The sequence below is a fragment of the Cylindrospermopsis raciborskii Cr2010 genome, assembly GCF_003367075.2.
In the GTDB taxonomy this organism is placed as follows: domain Bacteria; phylum Cyanobacteriota; class Cyanobacteriia; order Cyanobacteriales; family Nostocaceae; genus Raphidiopsis; species Raphidiopsis raciborskii.
Window position 1 is genome coordinate 370832 of the sequence record NZ_CP065936.1, and the last position, 25979, is coordinate 396810.

At 39.5% G+C, this 25979-nt stretch carries 23 protein-coding genes; 9 read left to right on the forward strand and 14 right to left on the reverse strand.

What is annotated here, in order from left to right; translation table 11 throughout:
- Positions 1 to 79: 79 nt before the first annotated feature.
- Positions 80 to 724 carry a DUF3386 domain-containing protein gene (locus tag C6N34_RS01660; protein WP_115538848.1) on the forward strand — a complete coding sequence of 215 codons (645 nt, stop codon included), beginning with the start codon at positions 80 to 82 and terminating at the stop codon, positions 722 to 724.
- 45 nt (positions 725 to 769) lie between these two features.
- Here the strand turns inward: C6N34_RS01660 and C6N34_RS01665 are convergent, their stop codons facing one another.
- Positions 770 to 1672 (reverse strand): alpha/beta fold hydrolase, encoded by a 903-nt coding sequence (locus tag C6N34_RS01665; protein ID WP_115538847.1) that lies wholly within the window; start codon positions 1670 to 1672, stop codon positions 770 to 772.
- A gap of 19 nt (positions 1673 to 1691) precedes the next feature.
- A complete protein-coding gene (locus C6N34_RS01670) occupies positions 1692 to 2183 on the reverse strand; it encodes a HugZ family pyridoxamine 5'-phosphate oxidase (RefSeq protein WP_115538846.1) in 492 nt (163 codons plus the stop codon).
- A 143-nt stretch (positions 2184 to 2326) separates the two neighbouring features.
- Between C6N34_RS01670 and C6N34_RS01675 the strand changes: the two genes are divergently transcribed.
- Both C6N34_RS01675 and C6N34_RS01680 read left to right on the forward strand, forming a co-directional pair.
- Positions 2327 to 3820, forward strand: coding sequence for a CIA30 family protein (locus tag C6N34_RS01675; protein WP_115538845.1), 1494 nt, complete (start codon positions 2327 to 2329; stop codon positions 3818 to 3820).
- A gap of 141 nt (positions 3821 to 3961) precedes the next feature.
- On the forward strand, positions 3962 to 4951 hold the full coding sequence (locus tag C6N34_RS01680) for a PRC-barrel domain-containing protein (protein ID WP_057177711.1): 990 nt from the start codon (positions 3962 to 3964) through the stop codon (positions 4949 to 4951).
- A 28-nt stretch (positions 4952 to 4979) separates the two neighbouring features.
- Here the strand turns inward: C6N34_RS01680 and C6N34_RS01685 are convergent, their stop codons facing one another.
- The 4 genes from C6N34_RS01685 to C6N34_RS01700 all read right to left on the reverse strand — a co-directional run bounded on the left by C6N34_RS01685 (position 4980) and on the right by C6N34_RS01700 (position 11777).
- On the reverse strand, positions 4980 to 5576 hold the full coding sequence (locus C6N34_RS01685) for a hypothetical protein (protein WP_100068117.1): 597 nt from the start codon (positions 5574 to 5576) through the stop codon (positions 4980 to 4982).
- Between the two features lie 61 nt (positions 5577 to 5637).
- A complete protein-coding gene (locus C6N34_RS01690; protein ID WP_115538844.1) occupies positions 5638 to 8631 on the reverse strand; it encodes an acetate and sugar kinases/Hsc70/actin family protein in 2994 nt (997 codons plus the stop codon).
- A 46-nt stretch (positions 8632 to 8677) separates the two neighbouring features.
- Complete coding sequence (locus C6N34_RS01695; protein ID WP_115538843.1) at positions 8678 to 11239, reverse strand: dynamin family protein; 2562 nt, start codon at positions 11237 to 11239, stop codon at positions 8678 to 8680.
- Between the two features lie 97 nt (positions 11240 to 11336).
- Positions 11337 to 11777 (reverse strand): hypothetical protein, encoded by a 441-nt coding sequence (locus C6N34_RS01700; protein ID WP_040007895.1) that lies wholly within the window; start codon positions 11775 to 11777, stop codon positions 11337 to 11339.
- A 234-nt stretch (positions 11778 to 12011) separates the two neighbouring features.
- On the opposite strand from C6N34_RS01700, the gene C6N34_RS01705 reads away from it, so the two are divergent.
- Genes C6N34_RS01705 through C6N34_RS01720 form a run of 4 tightly spaced genes read left to right on the forward strand, consistent with a single transcriptional unit; the run spans position 12012 to position 15752 of the window.
- Positions 12012 to 12347 (forward strand): hypothetical protein, encoded by a 336-nt coding sequence (locus C6N34_RS01705; protein ID WP_057177707.1) that lies wholly within the window; start codon positions 12012 to 12014, stop codon positions 12345 to 12347.
- Between the two features lie 43 nt (positions 12348 to 12390).
- Positions 12391 to 14439, forward strand: a complete 2049-nt coding sequence (locus tag C6N34_RS01710; protein WP_115538842.1) for a pentapeptide repeat-containing protein — start codon at positions 12391 to 12393, stop codon at positions 14437 to 14439.
- Between the two features lie 22 nt (positions 14440 to 14461).
- A complete protein-coding gene (locus C6N34_RS01715) occupies positions 14462 to 14953 on the forward strand; it encodes a hypothetical protein (RefSeq protein WP_071241923.1) in 492 nt (163 codons plus the stop codon).
- Between the two features lie 19 nt (positions 14954 to 14972).
- On the forward strand, positions 14973 to 15752 hold the full coding sequence (locus C6N34_RS01720; protein WP_006275729.1) for a cobalt-precorrin-6A reductase: 780 nt from the start codon (positions 14973 to 14975) through the stop codon (positions 15750 to 15752).
- Here C6N34_RS01720 and C6N34_RS01725 read toward each other — a convergent pair.
- The 3 genes from C6N34_RS01725 to C6N34_RS01735 form a co-directional block, all read right to left on the reverse strand.
- Complete coding sequence (locus tag C6N34_RS01725) at positions 15724 to 17064, reverse strand: amino acid permease (protein WP_181407043.1); 1341 nt, start codon at positions 17062 to 17064, stop codon at positions 15724 to 15726. The genes C6N34_RS01720 and C6N34_RS01725 overlap by 29 nt on opposite strands.
- A gap of 1190 nt (positions 17065 to 18254) precedes the next feature.
- Positions 18255 to 19361: a hybrid sensor histidine kinase/response regulator gene (locus C6N34_RS01730; RefSeq protein WP_115538841.1), complete on the reverse strand. Its 1107-nt coding sequence runs from the start codon at positions 19359 to 19361 to the stop codon at positions 18255 to 18257.
- 136 nt (positions 19362 to 19497) lie between these two features.
- Positions 19498 to 20784, reverse strand: a complete 1287-nt coding sequence (locus C6N34_RS01735) for an ATP-binding response regulator (protein ID WP_057178676.1) — start codon at positions 20782 to 20784, stop codon at positions 19498 to 19500.
- Positions 20785 to 21084: 300 nt separating this feature from the next.
- Between C6N34_RS01735 and C6N34_RS01740 the strand changes: the two genes are divergently transcribed.
- Positions 21085 to 21801 carry a response regulator gene (locus C6N34_RS01740; RefSeq protein ID WP_115538840.1) on the forward strand — a complete coding sequence of 239 codons (717 nt, stop codon included), beginning with the start codon at positions 21085 to 21087 and terminating at the stop codon, positions 21799 to 21801.
- Here C6N34_RS01740 and C6N34_RS01745 read toward each other — a convergent pair.
- The 4 genes from C6N34_RS01745 to C6N34_RS01760 form a co-directional block, all read right to left on the reverse strand.
- Complete coding sequence (locus C6N34_RS01745) at positions 21784 to 23133, reverse strand: lipid-A-disaccharide synthase-related protein (protein WP_057178677.1); 1350 nt, start codon at positions 23131 to 23133, stop codon at positions 21784 to 21786. The genes C6N34_RS01740 and C6N34_RS01745 overlap by 18 nt on opposite strands.
- Before the next feature lie 168 nt (positions 23134 to 23301).
- Positions 23302 to 23697, reverse strand: a complete 396-nt coding sequence (locus tag C6N34_RS01750) for a DUF3119 family protein (RefSeq protein WP_006276745.1) — start codon at positions 23695 to 23697, stop codon at positions 23302 to 23304.
- Positions 23698 to 23724: 27 nt separating this feature from the next.
- Positions 23725 to 24519, reverse strand: a complete 795-nt coding sequence (locus C6N34_RS01755) for an MlaE family lipid ABC transporter permease subunit (RefSeq protein ID WP_006276746.1) — start codon at positions 24517 to 24519, stop codon at positions 23725 to 23727.
- Between the two features lie 253 nt (positions 24520 to 24772).
- Positions 24773 to 24934, reverse strand: coding sequence for a hypothetical protein (locus C6N34_RS01760; RefSeq protein WP_167317739.1), 162 nt, complete (start codon positions 24932 to 24934; stop codon positions 24773 to 24775).
- A gap of 4 nt (positions 24935 to 24938) precedes the next feature.
- On the opposite strand from C6N34_RS01760, the gene C6N34_RS01765 reads away from it, so the two are divergent.
- Complete coding sequence (locus tag C6N34_RS01765) at positions 24939 to 25289, forward strand: hypothetical protein (protein WP_329606422.1); 351 nt, start codon at positions 24939 to 24941, stop codon at positions 25287 to 25289.
- Here the strand turns inward: C6N34_RS01765 and trmB are convergent.
- Positions 25279 to 25899, reverse strand: coding sequence for a tRNA (guanosine(46)-N7)-methyltransferase TrmB (trmB, locus tag C6N34_RS01770; protein WP_115538838.1), 621 nt, complete (start codon positions 25897 to 25899; stop codon positions 25279 to 25281). The two genes, C6N34_RS01765 and trmB, sit on opposite strands and share 11 nt — an antisense overlap.
- Positions 25900 to 25979: the final 80 nt, after the last annotated feature.

Here is a 25979-nt window from a genome sequence, read left to right on the forward strand (position 1 = left end):
GACTATGCGAACCTAAAGATTAACTATATTCTAATATTATAAATCACAAAAAGCTATTATCAGCCAGAGGACAAGCATCATGACAGTCACTCAAATCTCTGCCCAAGAACTTTTCCGGGCTGCATATCAAAATCGTTATACCTGGGATGAAAATTTCCCCGGTTACACAGCAGATATCACTTATAAATATGAGGGTCAGGAATTCACTGGCAAAATTCGTATTGATGCCAATTTCAAATGGGAAGTTACCCAAGTAGAAGATGAAGCTGCCAAAAAGGCAATTGACAGTCAAACTTGGGAAATTGCTGTCCATCGCGTAAGGCGCACGTTTGCCCAAACACATGGAGAAAATACCTTTACCTATGGTGGGAAGGATTCCAGTGGTGCGGTAGAAATTATTGTTGGCGGAAAATCAGCTGGTGATAAATATAAAGTTCGCAATGATGTAGTTACTCTTGTTCACCGTCATATTCATGGAGTTGTTGTGACTATTAACACTTTCAGTATTCACGAAATGGAAGCGGGATATCTATCTCATACTTATGATTCTGTGTATCACGATCCCAAGACTGGAGAGCAAAAAGGTGGTCGTAGTGAGTTCACGGATGAATATGAAAAAGTAGGCAATTATTACATTCTCAACCGTCGAGAAATCCGCACAGAAACCCCAGCAGGTATGTCAATTCAAGAATTTGTTTTCGCTAATCTGGAGTTACTGGGTTAGACGGGAATTTATGAGCTTGTGGCCGTGGTAAATTGCGGCCCACCCCTATCCTACCCTTTGAGAATCTAAATATTTAGATAATAAACCAATAAAAACTCCGGGGGTTTCTAAATGGGGTAAAATGCCTGTATCAAGCACCTGCTGAAAATCTTTAATTGCCATTTTATTTAAACTGGCTAATCTCCTCCCTAAACTAACATTAGTAAACTGGGCCTGTTCACCCCAAAAAAATATGGTAGGCACTTGTAATTGAGGAATATATAAACTCAGATCAAAATAAAGATTCCCCTTCAAGAATGACAAGGCTGAATATTTACCATCTCTCTTTTGTGCAGAAGTTAAATAGGCCTGCACTATCTCTTGTGACAATCTTTGTGATTTGACAAATAGGAAGTTCTGTAGAAAATTGGTTACAGCTAGTTCATTTTCTGCGCCCAACCCATAAATCAAACTGTCAACAAAGGGTAAGTTAATCACTGGAAGCGGTAATCTCCTACTCGCACCTTGACCAAAATCATTAAAACCCGCAGGACAAACTAAAAATAACTGCTCAAAGGTTTGTGGTTCGGAAATGGCAATGCGAATCATCAAAGCTGCTGTTAAAGACGAAGCAACTACTGTTACAGTATCCGCACAAGTCTGGTGAATAAACTCCCTAATGGTGGTCAAATAATCAACTATTTGATAGTCTCTGACAGGATGATCGGAATCTCCCCAACCAATTAAATCTGGTGCCAAAATGCGATATTTATGGGCAAAAGCTGGATAAACCTTAGACCATTCAAAAGCAGAAGCACCACCGCCAAAGTTGTGCAAAAATAGTAAGGGTGGTAATTTGTCAATTCCCCCAATATCCCAGGGTTCACTGGTCTGGGTATAGTAGACCATACTACCCAAAGAGGTGTCAACTTGTTTTTTACCAAAGCCACACGGATGGAATTCTAACATAGACCGTTATCTCCCAAAATTAGTATCGACCAATAGGTACAAGTTGATGCAGGTTCTCACCATGAATATGGTAAGCTGCACCAAAGCCAATTACAAATCTTCCTCTCGTTGGAGTCAGCTGAAAAACTCGAAAATCAGCCAATCCTTTCAAAACCTCTATAATTGTGCCAAATCTTGCCTGAAATTGATCGACTATTTCTTGCCATTTGCTCGATTCTCTTTCCAGTAAACTGGCTCTACAATCAAAATTTAAACGCCGACGGGCGAAAATATTAGTACTTTCACCCTCATCCTCAATAAATAAAACACTCACATCTGGACGAGACTCAATATTAATAGTATGAATGGATAAACCACTTACATATATGTAAATGTTTTTTAATTCATCCATAACAAAGGGAGCATAGCTAGCATTAGGAATCCCCTGGTCACTAACCGTAGCAATTATGATGCTAGAAAATTGCTGATGAAAGTCCTCATAGTCAGATTGAATTTTTGCCCAATCGCTCATAGATGTAGTCCTATCTATACTATTTATATGGGAGAAGAAATTGCCCGATTCCTGCAAGAGTAATCTAAAGTTGCCATCGGAAAGATCATGTAGTATGATACGGTATAAAGTATATAATACAGATAATAGAGTTGTTAATCATTATGAATGACAAAAAATCTAATCAATGGGATTTGTGTAGATTCCTTAAAACCCTTACTTATTTTGAGGTATTTCCCCTCCTGAACTGGATACAAAACATTCTACAAAATCGTCCTACAAACCAACAAGATCAACCAACAGGGAGAATACAAATGGGTGTAATTTTGGTAGCGGGTGCAACAGGTGGTGTAGGTAAAAGGGTGGTAAAAAAATTATTAACCCAAGGTTATAGGGTACGCTGTTTGGTCAGAGATATAGAGAAAGCAAGGGAAATTTTGGGCAATGAAGCAGATCTGGTGGTGGGAAATATTACAAAACCAGAAAGTCTCAATGATTTAGTTATGAGTAATATTCAAGGTGTAGTTTGCTGTACAGCAGTGCGAGTACAACCGGTGGAGGGAGACACACCAGATAGGGCAAAATATAATCAGGGGGTGAAATTCTATCAACCAGAAATAGTAGGAGACACACCAGAAAATGTAGAATATAAAGGGGTGAAAAATTTAATATTAGCTGCCAAAAGATATTTACCAACCACCGGAGAAAAAATCATCTTTGATTTTACTCAACCATCATCAGATATCAAAAATATTTGGGGCGCCTTAGATGATGTGGTCATGGGTGGAGTTAGTTCCAGTAATTTTTACATATTAGAGAAAAGTGCAGTCTTTAATGGCAATGTTTCCACGGCAAATTCGGGAGGTTTTGCTTCCGTAAGAACTAAAAACTTTTCCCCTGCAATTAACCTATCCGGTTTTACGGGGATCAGATTAAGAGTTAAAGGTGATGGACAACGTTATAAAATACTTTTAAGAACAGAAACAACCTGGGATGGCATAGGTTATAGCTACTCCTTCGATACCATAGCAAATACATGGATAGATGTTAACATTCCCTTTGTCAATTTAGTGCCGGTTTTTAGGGCCAAAACCGTAAAAGACTGTCCCAAAATCGATGAAAGTAAAATTTGTTCCGTGCAATTAATGTTAAGTAAGTTTGAATATGATGGTGGGTTAAATCCTAAATTTACCCCCGGTGCATTTACCCTAGAATTAGAATCCATTCAGGCCTATGGTGGTGAAGGTGTATCCCAATTCGTATTGGTTAGTTCTGCAGGTGTAACCCGTCCAGGGAGACCGGGAATTAATTTAGAAGAAGAGCCACCCGCAGTGAGATTAAATGACCAATTAGGAGGAATTTTAACCTGGAAGTTAAAAGGAGAAGATAGTTTAAGAGACAGCCAAATACCTTATACAATTATTAGACCCTGTGCTTTAACAGAAGACAGGGGAGGAAAAGAATTAATAGTAGACCAGGGTGATAATATTCGCGGTAAAATTAGTCGAGATGATGTGGCAGAAATTTGCCTTCAATCATTACAACAACCACAAGCCAAAAATATTACCTTTGAGGTAAAACAGGGCGAAAATAATGTTGTCTCTCTCAACTGGAGACAGTTGTTCTCCCAATTACAACCGGACAAGACTAGTCGCTAATAATATGCTATTTGTGGTTGATGGGACTCAGTATAGGGCGATCGCTCAATAATTACAGCGACCAAAGCTGTCTATTGTGTTGATTTTTTGTTAAAAATGGTTTATATATAAACCGGATTCGAGATCAGGACGACTTATAGAATGACCTCCGAACAGACAATTAGACGTTCCGATATATTAAATACCCAAGTCATCACCCGCGATAACGGCAAAAGGTTAGGTATCGTGAGTCAGGTGTGGGTAGACATTGACCAAAGAGAGGTTGTGGCCTTTGGATTACGAGATAGCCTGATTTCTATTTCTAGTCTACCTCGCCAAATGTATCTCAGTAGTATCAACCAGATCGGTGATGTGATTTTGGTTGATAATGAAGATGTCATTGAGGAGATTGACGTAGAAGCTCTCAGTAACTTGATTAACTGGGAAGTGATTACAGAAACTGGAGAAGTATTAGGTAGGGTAAGAAGCTTTAAGTTCAATGGTGAAAGTGGTAAAATATCCTCTATAGTTATCGCTTCCCTGGGATTACCCCAAATTCCAGAACAACTGTTAAGTACCTACGAAATTTCTATAGATGAAGTAGTCAGCACCGGGCCCAATAGACTGATTGTATTTGAGGGTGCGGAAGAAAGAGTTAACCAGTTGAGCGTGGGAGTTTTAGAACGTTTAGGTATTGGTAAAGCACCCTGGGAAAGAGACTCGGAGGAGGAATATGGTTATTCTGCACCGCGAGCTGTTTCTCCTGCTAACCAATTACCTAGTGGAGTACCGTTGGAACCACCTAAACCTAAGATTCGCACTCCCCAACCGATAGCGCGAGAACAAGAAGAGTGGAGTCCAGACTATGTAGAAGAGGAAATCAGACCTCAGCGCGAGGTTATGCAAGCCCGTGCCTACGAGTCTATACAATACGAGGAGGAAGAAGATAATTGGAGCGAAACAACTGACAAAGACGCCTATCAAACACCAGCTAGTCCAAAACCCACATCCCAACCTTACAGTAAAACCTATGGTCAACAGTATGAGGATGATGAGGACTTAGAAGGTGATGCTTGGTTAGATGTACCTAAACCGGTGAACATTCCCAAGAAGGTTAAGGAAAAACAGGTGGAATACGAGGAAGAAAGCTGACCAAAAGAATGGGAGACAAGCTCCGTCCTTATGGACGGATTCTCTTGTTCGCTGAAACTACAGAGTTTGCCATTTTTACTAAATCGCTTAAACTGCCCGCTTTTAATCCAATAGTGTACTGCACTCCTTTTTCTCTCCATGTCAGGTTAGCATCGGAGCAGTTAGCACCACATTTAAAATCTTCAAAATAAGCTTTTTTGTTATTGTTTAGGTTTACTTCTTTTCCTACAGGTTTGGGGGTATTACTACTAACTAGCTCTGCACTAATAGCACCAAAACGACAAGCTGTTCCCCCACTACAATCGGGAGTGAATCCTAGTAGGATTTGGTATTTGTTTTTGGTTACCGTTTCCACAATTGAGTAAAGTGGGGGCTCATTTTTCCCAATGGGAATATGGGTTGGTAATAGAATATTGATTTGGGTGGTTTTCTTTAATTTAGATAGAATTGGTTGAAAAACCGGATTAACCTGGGATTTTTTGCCCTGAATTGGCTGTTTTGCTATTATCTGGTGCTGGTAGATTCCTAGTGCTGGGGTGACTGTGATAAGGTTAGTACCGGTGAGCAGTACAAACACGGTACATAATGGACTAATATGCTTGATTGGAAATTTGGAATTCATCATGGTTATTATGTCTATACTCTACTGAATCTTTTGTTGATGTGGAGAAGTCAATGTTATAGTTTTAATGCACACCACAAAATGGGTCTCGTTCCCTATCGATTTCATTGGGTTGTAATTCCAATTCACTATAGTAAACACATCCTGGTTGTTGTAAAGATTCCAGACTATGGGATATCCAATAGGGAACTGCTCCTGGGTGCATTCTTAATATTCCCTTACTATCTAGGGTGACATAGTATTGACAAGGGTAATCCGTAGAGATTTCTGGTTTGCTAAGGGATCCAATACGGATCCATTTTTTAGTTTTGGTCAAACTATCGGTTTGACAGATATAGAAATTATGTTGACCATTTTGGGGAAATGGTGGTAAAGGACTACTAATTAATCCCTTTCCAGTTTCTTTGCTTCCATCTTGTAAGTAATGAAACGTTTCTAATATCTGATTTTGACTGTTGTCAACTGCAAAGACTAAATGATAGGCATCCGGTTGATCCACTGTAGCAGATTCTAGGACATTGATAGCAATATCACCATCTTTTAAATTGTCATAATCGCCTATAAGGGCAATATTCCATTTTAATTTTCCATCAACAAATATATCAGAACCAGTTGAATGGGAGTCAATGACAGAATTGATATCAATTCCTGGCACATCTATTAAATAATGGGGACTACCTTGACAGAGTAAAACAGTAAATTGGAGAGTTTGGTCAATTTCAAATTGGACTTGAATTTTTTTGAGAAATTCAGCTTCTTCCATCCTCAAATTTTCCATGAGAGTTTTACCATCAAAACTACCCCAAAGACGTAATTCCCCATCTTGGTAATCTTGACGATAGATGATATTAGTTAATTGAATACCTTGCCAAGTTGTTCTTACTTTAGCGACACTTTCCCAAGGGATAAGTTGATAGAGTTCTTGTCCAGCATTAAAAATAGATAATAATTCCTGAGTTTGGGTTTTGCGCTTGAAGTTGCAGGGTAAATAATAAAATAGATTTTTCACATCTATTTCCAGCTGATTTGCTCCCTTGCGCAGTAAACTTTTAGAAGCTTCCGGATCAAATCTTAACCTTCTTAATTTTTCCGCGTAACAAGCACCAGCAGAAGTTGCTAATTTAGTAAATTCTAGGACAAAAGTAATCCGTTCGGGATTCCAGATAAAGTAGGGAGATTTGCTAAATTCTTGGTAAATTTGGGTTTTCACCAAATCCAGATTACAAGTTTTACCTGAGAGAATTAACCAATCTACCTTTTCATCTCCATTTAAACGACTTTCCATCAGTCCTTTGGCGATTCCTATGGCTTCTCTAATACTAGAAATAGCACAACGTTGAAATTGTTGGGCGTTTATAGTTAGGTAAATAGAATCAGCACCAACCAGTTGAAATTTCACACCACTTTGTAAAAGCAACTCGCTAATTTCTTGCTCATTGAGGGTAAAGGTTAATAAACTATCTTCAGCTCCTTTCTCCCCTAATTTTAATTTGGCGGATTCTGCATATTCCCACAGAGTATAGAAGGTTTGGAGACGTTGAGGAGCTTGTTGCCATCGAGTTGGTAAGACTTTTTCAGCGGTGTCTAAAGCGTCTTTGAAAGCAACATCCCCTTCTGGATTCTCTTTGTCCACACATTTTAATAAACTGCCACTTTTAAATTTGCTCTCTTGTAAAAAGCGCTCGTTGAGTTCTGAATTAATTAAGTCCTCTAGCTTATCACTGGTTATATCGCCATCGGTAACCGCTGTTAATAAAAAATCAGCCAGGGCAATTTTTAACAATCGAAAAACTCGTAAGGTGATTAATTCCCCACCTAATTGTAAATGTCCTGAAGAACCCAATAATTTTGGTGTCAGTTTATAATAACGTCCTCCCAAACCTCTATCCTCACTATTGGCAAAAACAGGAGTTTTATCTTCTAGGGTGAGTTTGATTAATGCTAGGTCGGTCGTACCCCCACCAATGTCCAATACCAGAACATTTTGGGACCAGTTATTTTTTTCCTGACGACAACGGGTTTTAAATGATTCAATACCAATATTCAAATTACCACCAAATTCTCGCCATAAAAAGAATATGGCTACGGAAACAGCTTCGTCATAGGCCGTTTGCACATCATCTAACCCTAATTCCTCTACTAGTGCTTTAATCTCCTTTCGCACCACCGGAGGAGCAACTGTGGGATAGGTGACCACCGCTGTCAAAAAGTCCCCTTGAGAAAATCTTCTACCTGCACGTTGACGATAGTCTTCAGTTAATTCAATTAGGTGTCCCCACGCTGCTTGAATTAATTGGTGAACTTCAATGTTATTATTTTCTAGATCATTTTTTTCTCCCTCATTTATCACCACAGGAAAAGTCCGATTTTGCCCAAAATATCTTTTTGGTGAATGATGAAATCTACTAATAATATCTTTAAGTGAATTAATTGTACCCTGGGCGATCGCCTTTTTGCGGTTATCTCTTGCAGCTCTACCCATTTGCAATTTCAATGGTTGTATTTTACAGATTTCTATTTCACTAGGAATTTCTGTTTGTCTTCTATTAAAATCCAAAACCACTGGAATCAAATTTTGCGACTCTAGGGTAGGAACGCGAAAAACCTCATGATATATTTGATAGAGTTTTTTACTGACAGCGCGACGAAATCTTTCACTGTTTCCCAAACATAGTTCAATTTGACGAAGAGCTTCTAGAAATTTGTCTTTATGGTCGTTTTCAAAAATTTCCCCTATTGTTTCTGGTGGAATTTCCAAATTCCTACCCAGATTGACCAGGAATTTTTCCCATTCGTTCCCACCAATATCTGGTAGAGCTAAATGGGGAGGTGAGTTTAACCATTCCCCTAACCGCTGACGCAGTCTTACTTCTTGTTCTCTGGGTAGGGTTTCTGCAATTGGTACTTCAATAGGGTCAAACATCGTTACTGTAGAGTTAGAAGTGCCAAAATCTACTGCCAACCAGCCTGGAAATCTCTTGTTAGAGTCTTCATTTAGTTTTTCACTTAGTTTCTGACTTAATCGGTTAAGGTAAGTGTCTAGTTCAAAATTGTTCATAGTTTATTTGTTATTGGTTTTTATTGTCACTACAGGTAAAACTACTTTAAGTGTACTCATAGATATGTTGCTGGTCAATAGATGCAATATCACTAAGAATTTCCAACCAGGTAGGTATGGTCAATTCTAAGGTTGTGTCTCCAGCAGCAATATATCTAAGTAGTTCTTCTTTTTTCAATAAGTTTTGCAAACTGGGGATGATTTGATCTAAGATTCCCTCCAATTCTAAATTTATCTGTCGGTTTACTTCGCTCACATATTGAATCAAATGTAAACTAGCACTAGTAATAATTTCATCTCTTAATCGTAAAATAAAAACTTGGTGATTTGTACTGCTAGACAAATATTGACTTCTTTCCACAGACCAATCAAATACTTGTCCTGTATCATGCTTCTCATCCTGTTTGGCTAGGGGAAATATATTTTCCGGTATTATGGGTTTATCTTGATTCTCTATTTCCTCAATAATTGCCTCCTTCCATTGATTTGGTTTTGATGCTAACAACAGTCTATAGAATAGGTCTGCTGCTTCTGCTCCAAACTTATCTTCCATCAATTCTTCCAGTTCGGGATTGAGCGCTAATTTTTCTGACTCCAAATTGATGGTATTAGTTAATTTGACCAATAAATCTATTACAGATTGCCTAATACAATCTCTAGCAAATTTTTCCATATCTTTAATAGTTTGGGCAAAAACGGGATAGAAATCATCACTTTTCGTGGGCAATGTATTATTAACCTTGGTTCCACGATCTGCACGATCAAATAATTTCCCCGCCGCACCTTTAGATTCTACCAAGGCAATTCTACCACCTTGCAATTTATTAAAAAATAAAGTCCACTGATTCCAGCTGAGAATTTGATAAGTTAATTCATCTTTGATAAGACTACTAACTACTAAACCACGTCTATCTTTTAGAGGTTCCTTACCCAAATCCCTACGAAAATTACGGTAGACTTTATCCAAACTCTCAATAGCCAATCGCAAATCAACTAGGGCTTGACTATCAGCAGCAGGTACGCCCTGGGCCTGAATTTCAGCCACAATATCTTTCAATTGTTCCTGTTGTTGACGAATAAGATCCGCCCCTCTGCGAGTATCTTCATATAACTGTTTTAACCCATGGGTATTCACATGATTTTGAATCAATTCCCTTAACTTGCTCACACCTCCATCCCGAGCAAAATAATCCAATTGTCTACCCAAAATACTGCGGGAATCCTGGCTTAATAATTTCTGGCTTAACCTCCCCCATTTTTCTTGTAATTTTTTTGGTCGTTCCAGATAATCGGGATAATCTATATTTGCCAAAAATTCATCTGAACCAGCTTTCACCTTAGTTGAACGTTTGGATAATTCCGCTAACCCCAACAATGGCGATAATAGAACAATTCTGTCATCTTCACTGGTAAAAGCTCTCCCACTATCAATAATAGTTTCCAAAATTTTTAAATTTTCTAAAACTACTTCAGTTTCTAAAGCTTTATCATGGTATTCTTCAGCAATTAGACTGTCTAAAATCCTTTCCCCCCCTTCATTCTCTAAAGGTAATTGATCGAAACGTCCTACCCCTACCAAAATTAAATCCTTTAAATCTTGACCTGGACGCTGTTGCTGCATCATCGTAAATATCTTATTGGCGCGATCGCTCCCTGGGGATTTGCCATTTAATAGCACCAAAATAGTTTGTACCTGAGCTAATTCTCGTAAAGAAAGAAAAGTATCTCTAGCACCGGAATTGGCTGCACCCAACCCAGGAAAATCCAACAGAACAAATTCTTCTGCTCCGGTCAAATCCCAAATTTCCCTAGATATTTTCACCTGAATATCCACTCTCCGAATCAAGGGAAAACTATTTTGTAATAATTGGGATGGCAAAATTTGTGGCGCTTTGGGCAATCTAATATGAGCTGGAGGTAAATCCTCAAATCGTAACGTTTGAATTGCCATAGGCAATTCAACTAACTGTAGACCATTTTTGGCAGTTTTGGCATCAATAGTATAGGTTTTATCACATAGAGATTCACCATAAGCTTGATAAGAACGTAAAAATAATACTAACTCTCGTAATAAATAGCGCAGTTCCAAATTATTAGAGCTTTGCCAAGCTTCTTCACACCAGGAAGAAATATCCTTACCAGTTTTAATTTTACCAACCTGTAAAGGTGGTAACCCAGCAGCAACCGCACGGCGATTGGCTTCCGATAACATAAAATGTAAACATTCGTTCACACCCTCATGAGATAAATACTCAACACTATAACTAGTTACTTGAGTAGTACTAAAATTCTCCTGTAGTTGAATATGAATAGCAGTGACATTTCCCGTCGTAGGATTTTCACTAACTGGTAGAGCATCCGCATAACCAATTAAACTACCCAACAACAAACTTTTGCCACTGCTAAACTCGCCCATGACACCAATTTTCACAGGAGAGTTAGCCATTTCCACTGTTTTTTCAGCAGCACCTCGTAACTGCAGTAAACATTCATCTAAACGGGAGGGAATCCAATCTTCCTGCTCAGACAGATGGAGAGGTACAGAGTCAATTTTACGAAGGATAAATTCAGCGTAGTCTTGAAACCTGGTTAATTTGTCTAGTTCCATATTAGTCTTTTTAATCTGAGTGAAACTCTATTGAATTCGCGATTCCTCCCATTTTATCCATCTTACTGAAGTTTGGGAGGTCTTTTCCAACTTTCAGTTAAGGTTGAGGGTTTGGCGAGTTCTTGAACCGAGAAAGATGAACCCTATAGACATATTTTCCTTTGGATAGATTTCCCACATATACCTTGTACTCTCCAGGAGACCAAAATCCAGTCATTTCTGGTTGATTTCCGTCTGGTAACATACAGAAACGTCCACCCGGACCATCAACTAGTAATGTGGCTTTTTCTTCCCCTTCTAGTGTCAGTCTCAGATAGGGTATGGGTTCTTTGACCACAATAATTTGATTGGGTTGGCTAGGAATAAGGCCACAGTCCCTTTTAACTCTTGCTAGGGAATTACCACTAATAACTAGTGGATCCGGAGAAAGTTCCTGTTTAATCTCGATAACTCCCTGTTGTGCTATCACACCCTGGTTCCATGGCAAACCTATGAGGAGGTTAACTGTAAGAAAGGTTAGTAATTTTAGTGTTTTCATTTTCACCTGTGCATCCGTAAACACTTGGATAGAAATTTTGATTAATTTGACCAAACTACTCAAGTTTTGTTCCCGGTTTTACCGTTTTAGGTACATTATTAATTGAACTATCCTGATATAACACGGGACAAATGGAAAATCCTGACTATGGAGTGAGATTTTGTTGACCTTCTCCCCTATTCAATTGTAGATTTATATGTACATGTAAATTTACAGGGGCGATGATAAAACATCATGAGTTCTCAACCACAAGAAGAATGGAAACGTCGCATCCAAGAGTTAAAATCGGAAATTAATTCATTTTACTCTGATCGACCACAGGGTACACAACTGCGTCAAAACATTATTAATCAGGTAAATAGCTATTGGAATCAATATCAAACTTGGTTTCAAAGTTTATCTAGTATGAAAAAGGTCGCTGTTGCTGCCATTACCATCATATTATGTTTTCTAACCTTACAAACAGTATTTAGACTGTTAATTTCCATTATCAGTCTGGTGGTGTTGGGGGTGTTAGTATATCTTGGTTACAGGTTTTTACTTAACAAAAACTTATTCAATAAGCCTTAACCTATTTACTTCAAGTATAGTTCAACTATATACGAATTCGTCAATGGATAATCAATCTAGTCCGTCTCCTCAACCACAAAAAACCAAATCCCTAGCCCTACCAGCAAGACGTTTGCTCGCTTGGTTAGCAGAAATAACCTTAGTGACAGCTAGTGGAGTGATTCCCTTTAGTGTTGGGGCTTATATTAATTCCCAAACCGATTTACAAAGAACACCTTTAAATCCAGTTTTAGCAGGAATAGAAAGAGCGATCGCACAGCCATTGGCCCTACCAGTTAATTATGGCATTCGCAATGTAGCCAGTCCCACCAATTTTTTATGGAGTATGGGGTTGTTAACACCTATTACTCTTGCAGGTTGGCAATTATACTTATTAGCCACAACAGGTAGCACCCTTGTCAAAAAGAAGTTAGGAATCAAGGTAGTTAACAAAGAAGGAAAACCCCCCGGTGTTAAAGCCATTATCATTCGTGAGGGAATAGGGCGTTGGGGTATTCCAGCGAGTATAGCTTATGTGTTGTGGCGTTATAGTTTTGCCTTTCCTAACCTGGAACTATTTACATTTTTAGTTCTAGTAATGGTAATAGCAGAAAGTATAGGTATTAATTCTCGCAAACACCCTCGTGCCATCCATGATCAGTTAGCTGATACATACACCATAGATATTAATATAGCAATCCCTGGTAAACAACTAAGAGAAAGTTCCCCATCTCACCCCATCACCAATTTTACCTTTAACTTTCCCCCCAATCTGACTTTGATTGTAGCCGGTGCAACGGGTATGATAGCCCTATTATCAACCCTGGTGGGTACACAAATATATATTCAAAACCAAGCCAATCAAAGACAAACCCAGCTGGTAAACAATCAAAACTTCCTAGAACTGAGCAAACAAATTAACCCCCAGTCTGGTACTAGCATTGAGGAACGCCAACGAGCAATTCTTGCCATGGGTGGAGTTAACGATCTCCAGTCAATCAAGTATCTAGTAGATTTACTGACTAAAGAAACCGATTCCAGCATATTGAATACTATCCAACAAGCATTATCCAATATAGGAATCACATCCATACCGGAACTAAAACGGGTCAACCAGTTCATTGGCAAAGAAATCAAATCCGGTGCTATTTCTGGTAGTGTGGGGGAACAACTGTTAAACATCAACCAACAGACCATCAACAAAATATTAGCCATTTATAGTGGCAAAACTCACGACTTAGACTTAACAGGGATTCAATTAGGTCCGCAAAATGCCGAAGAAAATTCTCAATTTCAATTAGTGCTAGAAAATGTAGATTTATCCGGGTTGATACTTAAATCTGCCAGTCTTAACCAATCTAGTTTTAAAGGCAGTCGTTTTCGCAGTGTGGGAGAAGATGGTCGTTGGGACACCTACGATGATATTATAGCCGACTTGAGTAAAGCCCAACTAAAAAGATCCAATCTATCCAACGCCAATCTCAGTCGAGTTTTAATGAGTCGTGTAAATCTAAGTCGTTCGGTGTTAAACAGAGCAAATCTAGCAAGTAGCAAGTTGATAGATGCCAACCTTAGCAGTGCCCAACTTGTAGGTTCAGATCTACAACAAGCGACCTTGCAAGATGCCGTTCTCACCGGAGCAGATATTAGCGGTGCACAGCTACAAGAAGCCGATTTATATGCTGCTCAATTGGCTCGGGTTTCTGCTATAGGATCCCAACTTTCCCATGCCAACTTAACTAAAACTAATTGGCAAGGTGCAGACCTCTCCGAATCTTATTTAAATCATGCCAACTTAAACAGTGCTAATTTTAGTGCTGCCAATCTTTCTGGTGCTATTTTGCGTTATGCTAACATGACTAACACAAACCTACGCAGTGCTGATATTAGTCGTGCTGATTTAAGAGGGGCAAATTTGGAAGGTACGGATTTTCAGGGAGCGATCTTATTTCCTGGTAAACAGGATCCTAAAGATAGATTTGTAGAAACCTCAGATCTTGGTTCCCAAGCAGCTATTGTTCAGGGTGTAGATTTTAGCAATGCTAAAAACTTAGATGTTCAACAATTAGCCTTCATTTGCACCAATAGAGGAATTCATCCTCGTTGTCCATAACTATAAGGAGTGTTAAACTGTTATGAAATGTACTCAACGCTTAGTTTCTCTTTTAGGTATTGGGTTGGTTTTTAGCTTATTGATGAATCAAAAACCCGCACTAGCGCAAGTAGCTTATGGTAGTTATGTGGGTGTAGGACCAACGGTGGACACCCAAAACGGTCAAGTTGGTGGAATCTTAGCCTTTCGATATAAGTTATTAGAAGCTCCAGTTTCCTTCCGCACCCAAGCTCTAATTGGTAAAGGTACAGCAGTAGTGCCCACCGTTTCCTACGACGTTCCCATTAATTGGCAAACTGATATTTACTTAGGAGCAGGTGTGGTTTTGACCAGTGGTGACACCCCTTCCCCCGTTGGTAATAAAATCAGTTTTGCCCTCCAACCCGGTATTGACTATGCCATACCCAATAGCAGTGCAGTAATTTTTGGTAACGCCATTATTGCCTTTGACGCTTACCGTAATAGTAGTTCCACAGCTGTTTCAGTACAAGGTGGTGTTGGTTTGAGATTTTAACTAACCTTTACCTATATTTATGATACGCGTTTTAATTCTTGGTGGTACCGGTGATGCCATAGAAATCACTAACAAAATAAATCAAATTCCGGAAATACAGGCGATCGCATCGTGGGCGGGTCGAACCAAGAATCCGGTTATGCCCCCTAACGTGCGCATTGGCGGTTTTGGGGGTGTACCTGGGTTAGTAGAATATTTACGGGAACAGAAAATTGATATTGTAATTGATGGGAGTCATCCGTTTGCGGATAGGATATCTTGGAATGCGGACACAGCAGCTAGAGAGGTAGGGATTCCCCGATTATTATTTCATCGTCCAGGTTGGGAAAAAGAACCGGGGGATAATTGGATTGAAGTAGAGAACAATAGGGAAGCTGCGGTCATTTTAGATAAGCAGAGAGTGAGTCACCAAGTTTTTAAAAACCAAATCAACCCAATCAAAAGAGTTTTTTTAACCATAGGTAGACAAGAAATAGGAGCTTTTGCTCATCTAGAGGAAATATGGTTTTTAATGCGAATGATTGATCCTCCAGAGGTAGATAGTAAGATTCCGCGTGGAGAGATATTATTCAATAGAGGACCCTTTGATTTGAGAGACGAAAGAGAGATTTGCACCCGATATAATATAGATGCGATCGTCAGTAAAAACAGTGGGGGGAGCGCCACCTACCCAAAAATTATAGCAGCAAGGGAGATGGGTATACCAGTGGTGATGGTAAAGCGTCCACCCCTACCACCTGGAGAACAGGTAACAGATGTGGAAGGTGTGATCAATTGGCTAATAGATAAAATAAGGTAGGGATATTTATTTGTATTAGAGAAATAATTTCTATAACTTGTTTTGTCATTAGAGTTACTGCTATGATGATCATCATAGCCAATGTGATTTTCCCACCGGGAATCAGGGACTGGTAAATAGAATTTGGTAGTTTTTGTCGTTGTTGCCAACTAACAATTGCGGGAATAATAGCACCCAAAATTGAAACAGTGAGGATCCCACTATATTCTATAGCTATAAAAAAGATGTAGGGGTTGATTGTGCCCAAACCCAGGGGTGGAAGCAGCACCAGAGAGAAAATAGGTAACCGGGAAATTTTCATCTGATTGAGACGGTAAAGATCCTGAAAGAAATCAATCAATCCATAGACAAAACCAATAAAGGATGTGACAATAGCAAATTCCGAGAACACAGTTAATATGATCGCCAAAACTTCTCCTGCTCCCCCTGCTTGTAAAACTTGTAAGGGATCGAAAATAGATCCGTTAGGTTGATTTATTTGCCAAAATTCAAAATTCACACTGCCCAAAATAACAGTATTCCAGCAAAGAAATAAAATTAGAGGAATACCAGAACCAATGATAATAGATTTTCTAATTTTGGGGATATCTCCTTCCAATTGAGTCACTACCACAGGAACAATATTCTGATAAAAAAGAGTCACACAAATAACTGAAATAGCACCACCCACAGCGGTCCAATTTTGGAACAAGAATAGAGAAGTTTTTATATGACCAACCCCCAAAAATAATATTCCCATAAAGGAAACAATCACAATTCCTACCAACACATTATTTAATTTTTCCACAAATTTCTCTTTCCCCCAATACAACATCCCTCCAAATAATATAGTAAAAGTTGTTGTACCTAACCAATGGGGTAAATCCTGATCTAAATTGCATATTTTGGCAAAAGTAGATATGAGGATATCTCCCCCTCGACTAATATATGCCACCAAAATAGCATAATGCTCAATTAAATAAGCAGCACCTGCTATTCTTGCTCCTAAATTACCCAATTTTTTTTCCACAATTGCCAAAAAACCAATGTGAGCAATTCCCTCCATACTCATCACATTTACAGTAATTTCTGCAATTAGTAACCCCGATAATAGGGTGTAGAGCCAAACCAGACAAATGGCAACATTAGAAGGTAATACACCTGAAGGTAGGGTAACTGCAGGTAGGGCAAGAATACCAGCACCAATGGTAGTTCCAGTGATTAAAGCTGTGCTACCTAAAAGGCTACCCGGTTGATGATTTAATCGCTCTCCATCAAATTTGAGGTGAGAAAACAATCGGGTGCTTTGGTCTGGGAAATTTTTTTCTGGCATATCACACGCTAATGGCAAGTTTTCAAAAACTTATTTTACTATCATTGTAATGTTATAAGTAGGCGAGTGGAATTAAATATAAGATGAACGTAGGTTGGGTTGAAGCATGAAACCCAACACCCCCATGGGTCTCGTTCCCCCCCACAAATAATTGCGCCCCCCCATACTACCCTTGATAGTTGTAATGAACGTAGGTTGGGTTGAAGCATGAAACCCAACACCCCCATGGGTCTCGTTCCCCCCCACAAATAATTGCGCCCCCCCATACTACCCTTGATAGTTGTAATGAACGTAGGTTGGGTTGAAGCATGAAACCCAACACCCCCATGGGTCTCGTTCCCCCCCACAAATAATTGCGCCCCCATACTACCCTTGATAGTTGTAATGAACGTAGGTTGGGTTGAAGCATGAAACCCAACACCCCCATGGGTCTCGTTCCCCCCCACAAATAATTGCGCCTCCCCATACTACCCTTGATAGTTGTAATGAACGTAGGTTGGGTTGAAGCATGAAACCCAACACCCCCATGGGTCTCGTTCCCCCACAAATAATTGCGCCCCCATACTACCCTTGATAGTTGTAATGAACGTAGGTTGGGTTGAAGCATGAAACCCAACACCCCATGGGTCTCGTTCCCCCCCACAAATAATTGCGCCTCCCCATACTACCCTTGATAGTTGTAATGAACGTAGGTTGGGTTGAAGCATGAAACCCAACACCCCCATGGGTCTCGTTCCCCCCCACAAATAATTGCGCCCCCCCATACTACCCTTGATAGTTGTAATGAACGTAGGTTGGGTTGAAGCATGAAACCCAACACCCCCATGGGTCTCGTTCCCCCCCACAAATAATTGCGCCTCCCCATACTACCCTTGATAGTTGTAATGAACGTAGGTTGGGTTGAAGCATGAAACCCAACACCCCCATGGGTCTCGTTCCCCCCCACAAATAATTGCGCCTCCCCATACTACCCTTGATAGTTGTAATGAACGTAGGTTGGGTTGAAGCATGAAACCCAACACCCCCATGGGTCTCGTTCCCCCCCACAAATAATTGCGCCCCCCCATACTACCCTTGATAGTTGTAATGAACGTAGGTTGGGTTGAAGCATGAAACCCAACACCCCCATGGGTCTCGTTCCCCCCTACAAATAATTGCGCCTCCCCATACTACCTTTGGTAGTTGTAATGTTATACTACCTTTGGTAATTTGATAGTGAACGTACTACCTTTACCCAATTGTGAACATAGCTCTATCTTACCCCCATGTGCTTCAACAATGCGTTGGGATAAATGCAATCCTAAACCACTACCAGACCTTTTATTTTTACCCTGACGAAATCTTTCAAAAATAATAGTTTGATCTTCCGGTGCTATACCATATCCAGTGTCCGATATCTGAATAATAACCTGTGCCATATCTTTGTGGCGGGATTTTTCAAAAATGCTTACCTCCACAGTTCCCTGATCAGTAAATTTGATGGCATTGCCAATTAAATTGTTGAGAACCCGACGTAATTCTAGCCTATCCCCCAGAACCACATTTGGTTTTTCTAAACCGGTTTCTAATTTCAGAGTTAGGTTTTTTTCCATAGCCAATGGAATCAATTCATTAACTACTTCCTGAGCTATTTCTTGCAGATCACATGCTTGCAAATTTAAAAACTTCTTATCAGCATCAAACCGATAAACCTCTAAAAGATTATTTACCATTTCTAGCAAGTTCTGATTACTGCGAATCATCATAGCGATCGCTTGTTTCATTTCAGGAGGAATTTGACCAAAGGTCTCCTTTTGAAACAGGTCTAACATACGATCTCCTGCTAATAAAGGAGTGCGCAAATCGTGAGTTAGTCGGGAGACAAAATCTTCTCGTTGTCGACTCATTTTTTGTTGTTCATCAATACTGTATTTCAGTCTCAGCAAGCAGCGGACTCTTGCTAATAACTCATTAGTATCAAATGGTTTACGAATAAAATCATCCGCACCCGCATCTAATCCTTCCACCACACTAGATTCATCAAAAGCTGTAATCAGTAAAATAGGAATGTAATCAATATTAGTATAGCTACGAATTGCGCGAGTTACTTCATAACCATCCATTTCTGGCATCATTACGTCCAAAAGAATTAGGTCTGGAGGGGATTGAACCGTTTTTTGTAAAGCTGTTGCTCCATCGGAAACTGAATCAATTGCATACCCTTCACTCTCTAATAGGGTTTGGACTAAAATTAAATTATCTCTTCTATCATCGACTACAAGAATACGCGCAACTTGATCACTCTTGCTAACTGACATACCCTATCCACCTGAGTAAATTTAGTTTAATTGGTAGTTTAAGTGGGTGAGTGGAATTAAATATAAGATCAACCATGGGTTAACCCATCCTACAAATAATTGTGCCTCCCTACTTATTGACGCTCCCCCACAAGGACTAATATCTGGCTCTCCATTTTTCTGGAACTGACATACTGCGACCTTTTTTCTCCAAATAGCTCAGTTTCTCTTCACTGAGTGAATTTACACTAACTTGTCTTGGTAATTCAACTGTAAATAGTGAACCTACTGCTAATTGACTTTCCAACATTATTTTTCCTCCCATGATTTTCACTAATGAATCAATAATTGCTAAACCCAATCCAGTCCCTGGATATTTACGACTCATACCTTGGTCTACCTGTCTAAATGCTTCAAAAATATGTTCACAATCTTGATTGGAAATACCAATTCCAGTATCCCTAATAGAAATAGCTATGCGACTTTTACTGGTTTCGGTAACTCTAACCCAAACACACCCGCGCTCTGTAAACTTAATAGCATTTGAAAGCAAGTTAATTAAAATCTGACGCACCCGTACAGGATCATTAAATACAAGAGTATTTTCCAAATCTATTTCTACAGATAAAGATAACTTCTTGGCTTCCACTAAAGAGCGGATTTCACCCACAGTATGATTAACCATCTTAGACAGATCGAAAATTTCTGGTTTTAATCCTAATCTACCAGAATCAATCTTAGAAAAGTCTAAAACCTCATTCAGTAACATCGACAAATCCTTGGCATTATTCAGAATGCGTTTTAACATATCCGTCTGTACACTACTTAGCTGACTAAATTTAGGACGCAGTAGAATTTGGGCAAACCCGATTATAGCATTCATGGGGGTTCGCAACTCATGAGATATGGTTGACAAAAATTGTGATTTCAATCTTGATACTTCTAATAGTTTCAAATTCTGTAGTTGAATTTGTTGTCGTTGTCTCTCTAATTCATCGTTACTACGAATCAACTTTTCATGGCTTTCTTTAAGCTGACTATAAGCTAACTGGGCTTTAGTCTCGGACTGGTGCAAGCGAATTGCATTTCGCAGTGTTATAGATAAAATTTCTGGAGTGAGACTGGATTTATTTAAATAGTCTGTAGCACCGTTATGTAATAAATTGAGAGCGGTTTTTTCCTCTCCTGGACTTGTAAGAATCACCAGGGGGACTTTAATCTGGGAGAAATGTAGTTTGTCAATTAGGGTCAAAGTGCCATCCACCAAAGGAGAACCAAGAAAAATACAGTCGAATCTAGCACTTTCTAGGACACAAAAAACATTCTTGCTGTCACTGACCTCCCATAATTCCAAGGATAACCTGGTTTCGTTTACCACTAAACGAAATAGCTTACGTGCTAAGTCATCCTCATCCACAACCAAAATTTTTAGCCTCTCTTCCATTAGTTTCCATTTCCCCCCCGTTTACATATATTTGTCTAATTTTTAGACCAGTTTTACGCGCCCAGATGACCGGTTTCCCAGACTCAAGTTATACCCACATTATTTCGTATTCGCATCAGCATTTCATATCCCGGAACTTTTGGCATATATCCCTGGTTATATTTTTACTCTTCCCTAAGATAGATGTAATTTACAACATATATCATCTAAGATCCCCTTGGGGATATTAGACACAAGGAGTTTGACCTAATGGGTGAATTTCCAAGATAATTATGATAATTTGGTTAATTTGGTACGACAATGAGTGAAATTAGCATTATTTTAATAGAAGACCATGATTTAACTAGAATGGGTTTAAAGACTGTCATCCAGTCCCACCCAGGGTTGAAGGTAATCGGCGAAGCAGCAAATGCAACTCAAGGACTAAAACTTTTGGAAACTACTAAACCAGATGTGGCTGTGGTCGATATTGGATTACCTGATATGGATGGGATAGAATTAACTCGTAAGTTTAAGCGCCATCAAACTGAAAACGGACAGAACAATACCAAAATACTGGTTTTGACCATGGATAGTACGGAAGAATCAGTTCTAGCTGCTTTTGCAGCGGGAGCAGACTCCTATTACATGAAAGAGACTAGCATTAATAAATTAACAGAAGCTATAAATGCTACTTATGCGGGAAATTCTTGGATAGATCCAGCGATCGCGAATGTAGTTTTAAGGAGGATGCGTGTCCAGTCACCGGGGGAAGCAGGGGATAAACCAAACATGGTCAAAATAGAGGGTTTAGCCATAGAGTACGAACAGGTGCTAGAAAGCTCTCCCCTGACCCAACGGGAGTTGGAAATTTTGGAATTAATAGTGGATGGTTGTAGCAACGGACAAATAGCAGAGAAACTCTATATTACAGTGGGAACGGTAAAAACCCATGTTCGCAATATTTTGAATAAGCTCTGTGCGGATGATAGAACCCAAGCTGCTGTGCGGGCTCTACGTTCAGGATTGGTTGGGTGAGCCCAATCTCACTTCCAAACATTCAGCAATGCGTTTTGCTGCTCCTGGTTTCCCCATACGTTCCCATCCATTTGTGGCAATTTCCTGGAAAAAGTCAGGATTTTGGAACAGATTTGAAACGGTTTTGGGAACTTGTCTGGGGTGATCTAATAATATTAAAGAAACTCCTAAAAGACGACTTTGAGCTTCAGCAAAATTGGGATTATATTGAGGACCTTTACCTGGAAAAGCAATTACAGGTTTTCCCAGTCCTACAAATTGCTCTGTGGCGGTACCCGCCATAGCAATGGCTAAATGTGCCCAGTGTAGACATTCATTATAAGATGTTTTTGTTAATAGTAAATAGGCATTTCTTTGTTTAAAAACTAAAGCATGGGGATCCCTAATAGCAATGGGGGATGAGTGATGATTTTCCCAACCTTGAATTTTTAAACTTTCAGATAAAATTGCCTCGTCCAAACCGGGAGCGATCGCACTGAGAAAAATAATTTTTTGCCCGTGTAAACTCTCCATTAAACCGGATATAGCCACCATAATCATTTCCCAATTATTATATGCTTCACCAGTGCGGGAACCGGGGAGTAAAGTAACAATGAGGGGGTAATAACTCTCTGATTTTTGGAGATTGGAATCTAGAAATTGGGGTGTATTAGAAGAAGGCTCCAAACCATCCATCATGGGATTTCCTGCATCAAAAGCTGGGATAGGCCACCTTCTTAAAATTTCCGTGGTTAGGGTATCTCGAGGGAAAACTGCACGACAGCGACGACCACTCATCAACCATCTTTCCCAGGGGTGGTAAATGGAACCGGAGAAGTTTTCCCACCAAGATTTTTGGGAATTTCTCCTGAGTAGACCGATTTTATCCCGCACATAATATTCTGATTTTGCGGTTCCCACAAAAGCATAATTAGCACCGCTGATGGCGGCAAATAATAGAGGTATGATATCACCCACTGCTAGAATTCCTTGGTGATTGCCCAATTTTCTTTGACATTTTACCCAGATACGAACTGCTTGAATTTGCTTCCAGGTGAGTTGAATTAGACCACTTTGGATATCCTGTACCAGTTGACTACTATCCATATAGATAAAACCACCTGAAGGCATGGTTTTTACATCCCCAATACGGGGTATATTTAAACTTTGATAGGTATGACCTTCTCCTACTATTGGTAAGGCAAAAATATCGGGAGCTGAGGGGAGCTTTTTTAGTTCTTCGATAATCCTTCCTGCAATTATATCCTCTCCGTGACCATTACTTAAAATAAGTAACTGCCAATTGGGGCTTTTTTCCAGGGTATGGTCTAAGGGTAACGATGAATGTTTCATACAATTGACAAAATAATATATATTAAAACTAGACCAGAACCGTTTTTAAAAACAATTCGTGGATAAGTGGGTGGGTGGAATTAAATATAAGATGAACGTAGGTTGGGTTGAAGTATGAAACCCAACACCCCCATGGGGTTAACCCATCCTACAAATAATTGTGCCTCCCTAGGGTATTTTACCCTCTGCTTGCAATCTTTCTAAACAGGATTTCAGGGTTCTAGGGTCAAATAAAATTGGCAAAAAATGGATGCTTTTGATTTCTCTAAAATAGAACAAAATTGGCACCCTATCCCAAAAAATTCGCCAACTTTGCCACTCCCCATAAGGAAATCTCCTGATTAACTTCTCACCTCGGTAAATATCAAAGTCATTCCCAGTAAATAAAAACCGCAACGACACAGCTTGAAACATGAGAAATAATCCAAATAGCGCGATCGCACCACCCAATAAAGGTTGAAGCACTAATAGGGGAATAGAACTAATTACTAATACCAGAGGAATATTGTAACTAGTTTTGAGCTCCGTGGTAGATAAACTACTAGATAAGGGATAATTTGTCATAATTTTTGAGAGTTGTAGGTGAAATAATTAAGGTCTGATAGATGGATTACCCGCTCCCTGAAACATCAACCATGATAAAAAGAAATTGCTAATGAAAATCACTAACAGAGCAGTAACCACTGCTGTGGTGGTTGATTGTCCCACACCCTTAGCTCCCCCTGTCGTGGTTAAACCCCAGCTGCAACCAATTATGGCGATTAAAATCCCAAAACACGCTGCCTTAATCATGGCACTAGTTATATCTCGCAGATCTAAAAAGTTACGCGCTGAGTCTAAAAACACCGTATCCGAAAGATTGTAAAGATTGGTAGCAATTATCAATCCTCCCCACATTCCAGTAACCAGAGATAGCAGGGTCAAAATTGGTAACATTAATAAACATGCTAAAAGACGAGGGATGACTAAAAAATCAATAGGGTCAGTCTTTAACATTAACAAAGCATCTATTTGTTCTGTAACCCGCATAGTACCAATTTCTGCCGCAAATGCAGAACCTACTCTACCCGCTAAAATAACTGCTGTGAGTACAGGTGATAATTCTCGGGTTAAAGCTACTGCTAATACCCCCCCTACCAAATTCCCAGCACCAAAGTTAATAAACTCTCGCGCTACCTGAATTGTAAACACTGCACCGACGAAAATCGCCGTTAGTAAGGCTATAAATAGGGAATCTGGTCCCACTACCGCTAGTTGCTCTAGTGTGTTACGACGATGAATTTTTCCCCTGAGCAAGTGCAGTGTCACTTGTCCCCCTAAAAAAATCGCCTCCACCAGTCTTTGACCCCATAGTCCTAAACTGGATTTAGATATAGTCTGGCTCAATGTCTTCTATCTAACTCGGTGACTCTTCTAAGAATAGCGAAACTTCTCGCTTTTTTCTCTTGACCATTTTGATCACTATATTAACTTTGGTTAAGGATTTTCTCACTAATTACATCTTAACATATCTTAATTTTTAACCCGATACAACATATCTAAATGTAATTAATTAACCAAACCCATGTATATCAAGGGTTTTACCACTTGGGGTTCCCTAAAACTGACCCTGCACTAGATGGTAATTTTCATCTGTATTTTAATTAAGATTTAAGATTTTTGACAAATCCGTATTTTTCATCGCGATCGCCCCTATTGTAGAAATTGACGTGCAGGTTTTGGTCTGTCGTCGTCTTAAATCTTGGAGATGGCCTGAAATGATGGTTTTTACTAACTTTCTCCGCTCAGTTTTACTGGCCATAGTATTGAGTTTTATAGCTCCAATATTATTTGTTGGTTTTTTATTGTCCTGTCTATGTTTGTTTGGACTCATCCCTATCTTACATGGAGTGACTCAGGACATACCCAATGACATACTGCATTTTTTAGCTACCTTTGGCACTGGTAGTCCCCTCCATGGATTGTTAATCATTGGTCTGACCTTTGGTTTTGTTGGCGGGTTATTTGACGTTTATGCCTACTATCGTCATCAGGTTTTTAGTTTAAACAGTGAGGGATTGATTCAAACTTCAACAATTACAGTGTTTTGTGAATCCTTAGAGAATGAGGAAGTATATTTAAAACCTTTAACCAGAGCACCAGGAGCTATATCTTAACAAACAAAGCGCGGTAAATGGGTTCACCCTTATTCTGGGTAGCTATTTCCCGTTCTGTGGGGACTAGGGGGTTTTCCGATAACCATACCCCGTTAAATGCTGGGTGTTCTTGCAGGCGATCGCACATTTGAGTAGCTAGAAAATGTTGATCAGACTGTATAAACACTTCTCCACCCACAACCAAGTAATTAGCCAAATGTGACACCAATTGGGGTTGTACCACACGACGTTTAGCATGACGGGATTTAAACCAAGGATCGGGGAATTGGATAGTTACCCGTTGTAGAACTCCCGTTGGCAAACTGGACAAAATTGGCTCTAGGGAATTATTCACATTACAAAATAAATAATGTAAATTTTGCCAATCTAATTGACCAGCTAATCTGTTAGCTTCCGTCACCAGAGGTTCTCTAATTTCTAAACCCAAAAAATTCCAGTTTAATTCTCTTTGAGCCATTTGTAATAAAAACCTACCTCGTCCAGCTCCAATATCCAAGTGTAGAGGTTGGTTTGTTTGAGAAAAAACCTGTTCCCATATTGGTGGATCAATAGGAGTTTGGAACTTTCTAGCTAGAGGGTTAACGTGCTGACGCACCCGAATCAAAGGCAAAATTTCCACCTCCAAAGACTATAAAAGGTCTAATTTAGTGTACATTTTAGATTAAACAGATAAGTGGTTTTAACATTTTT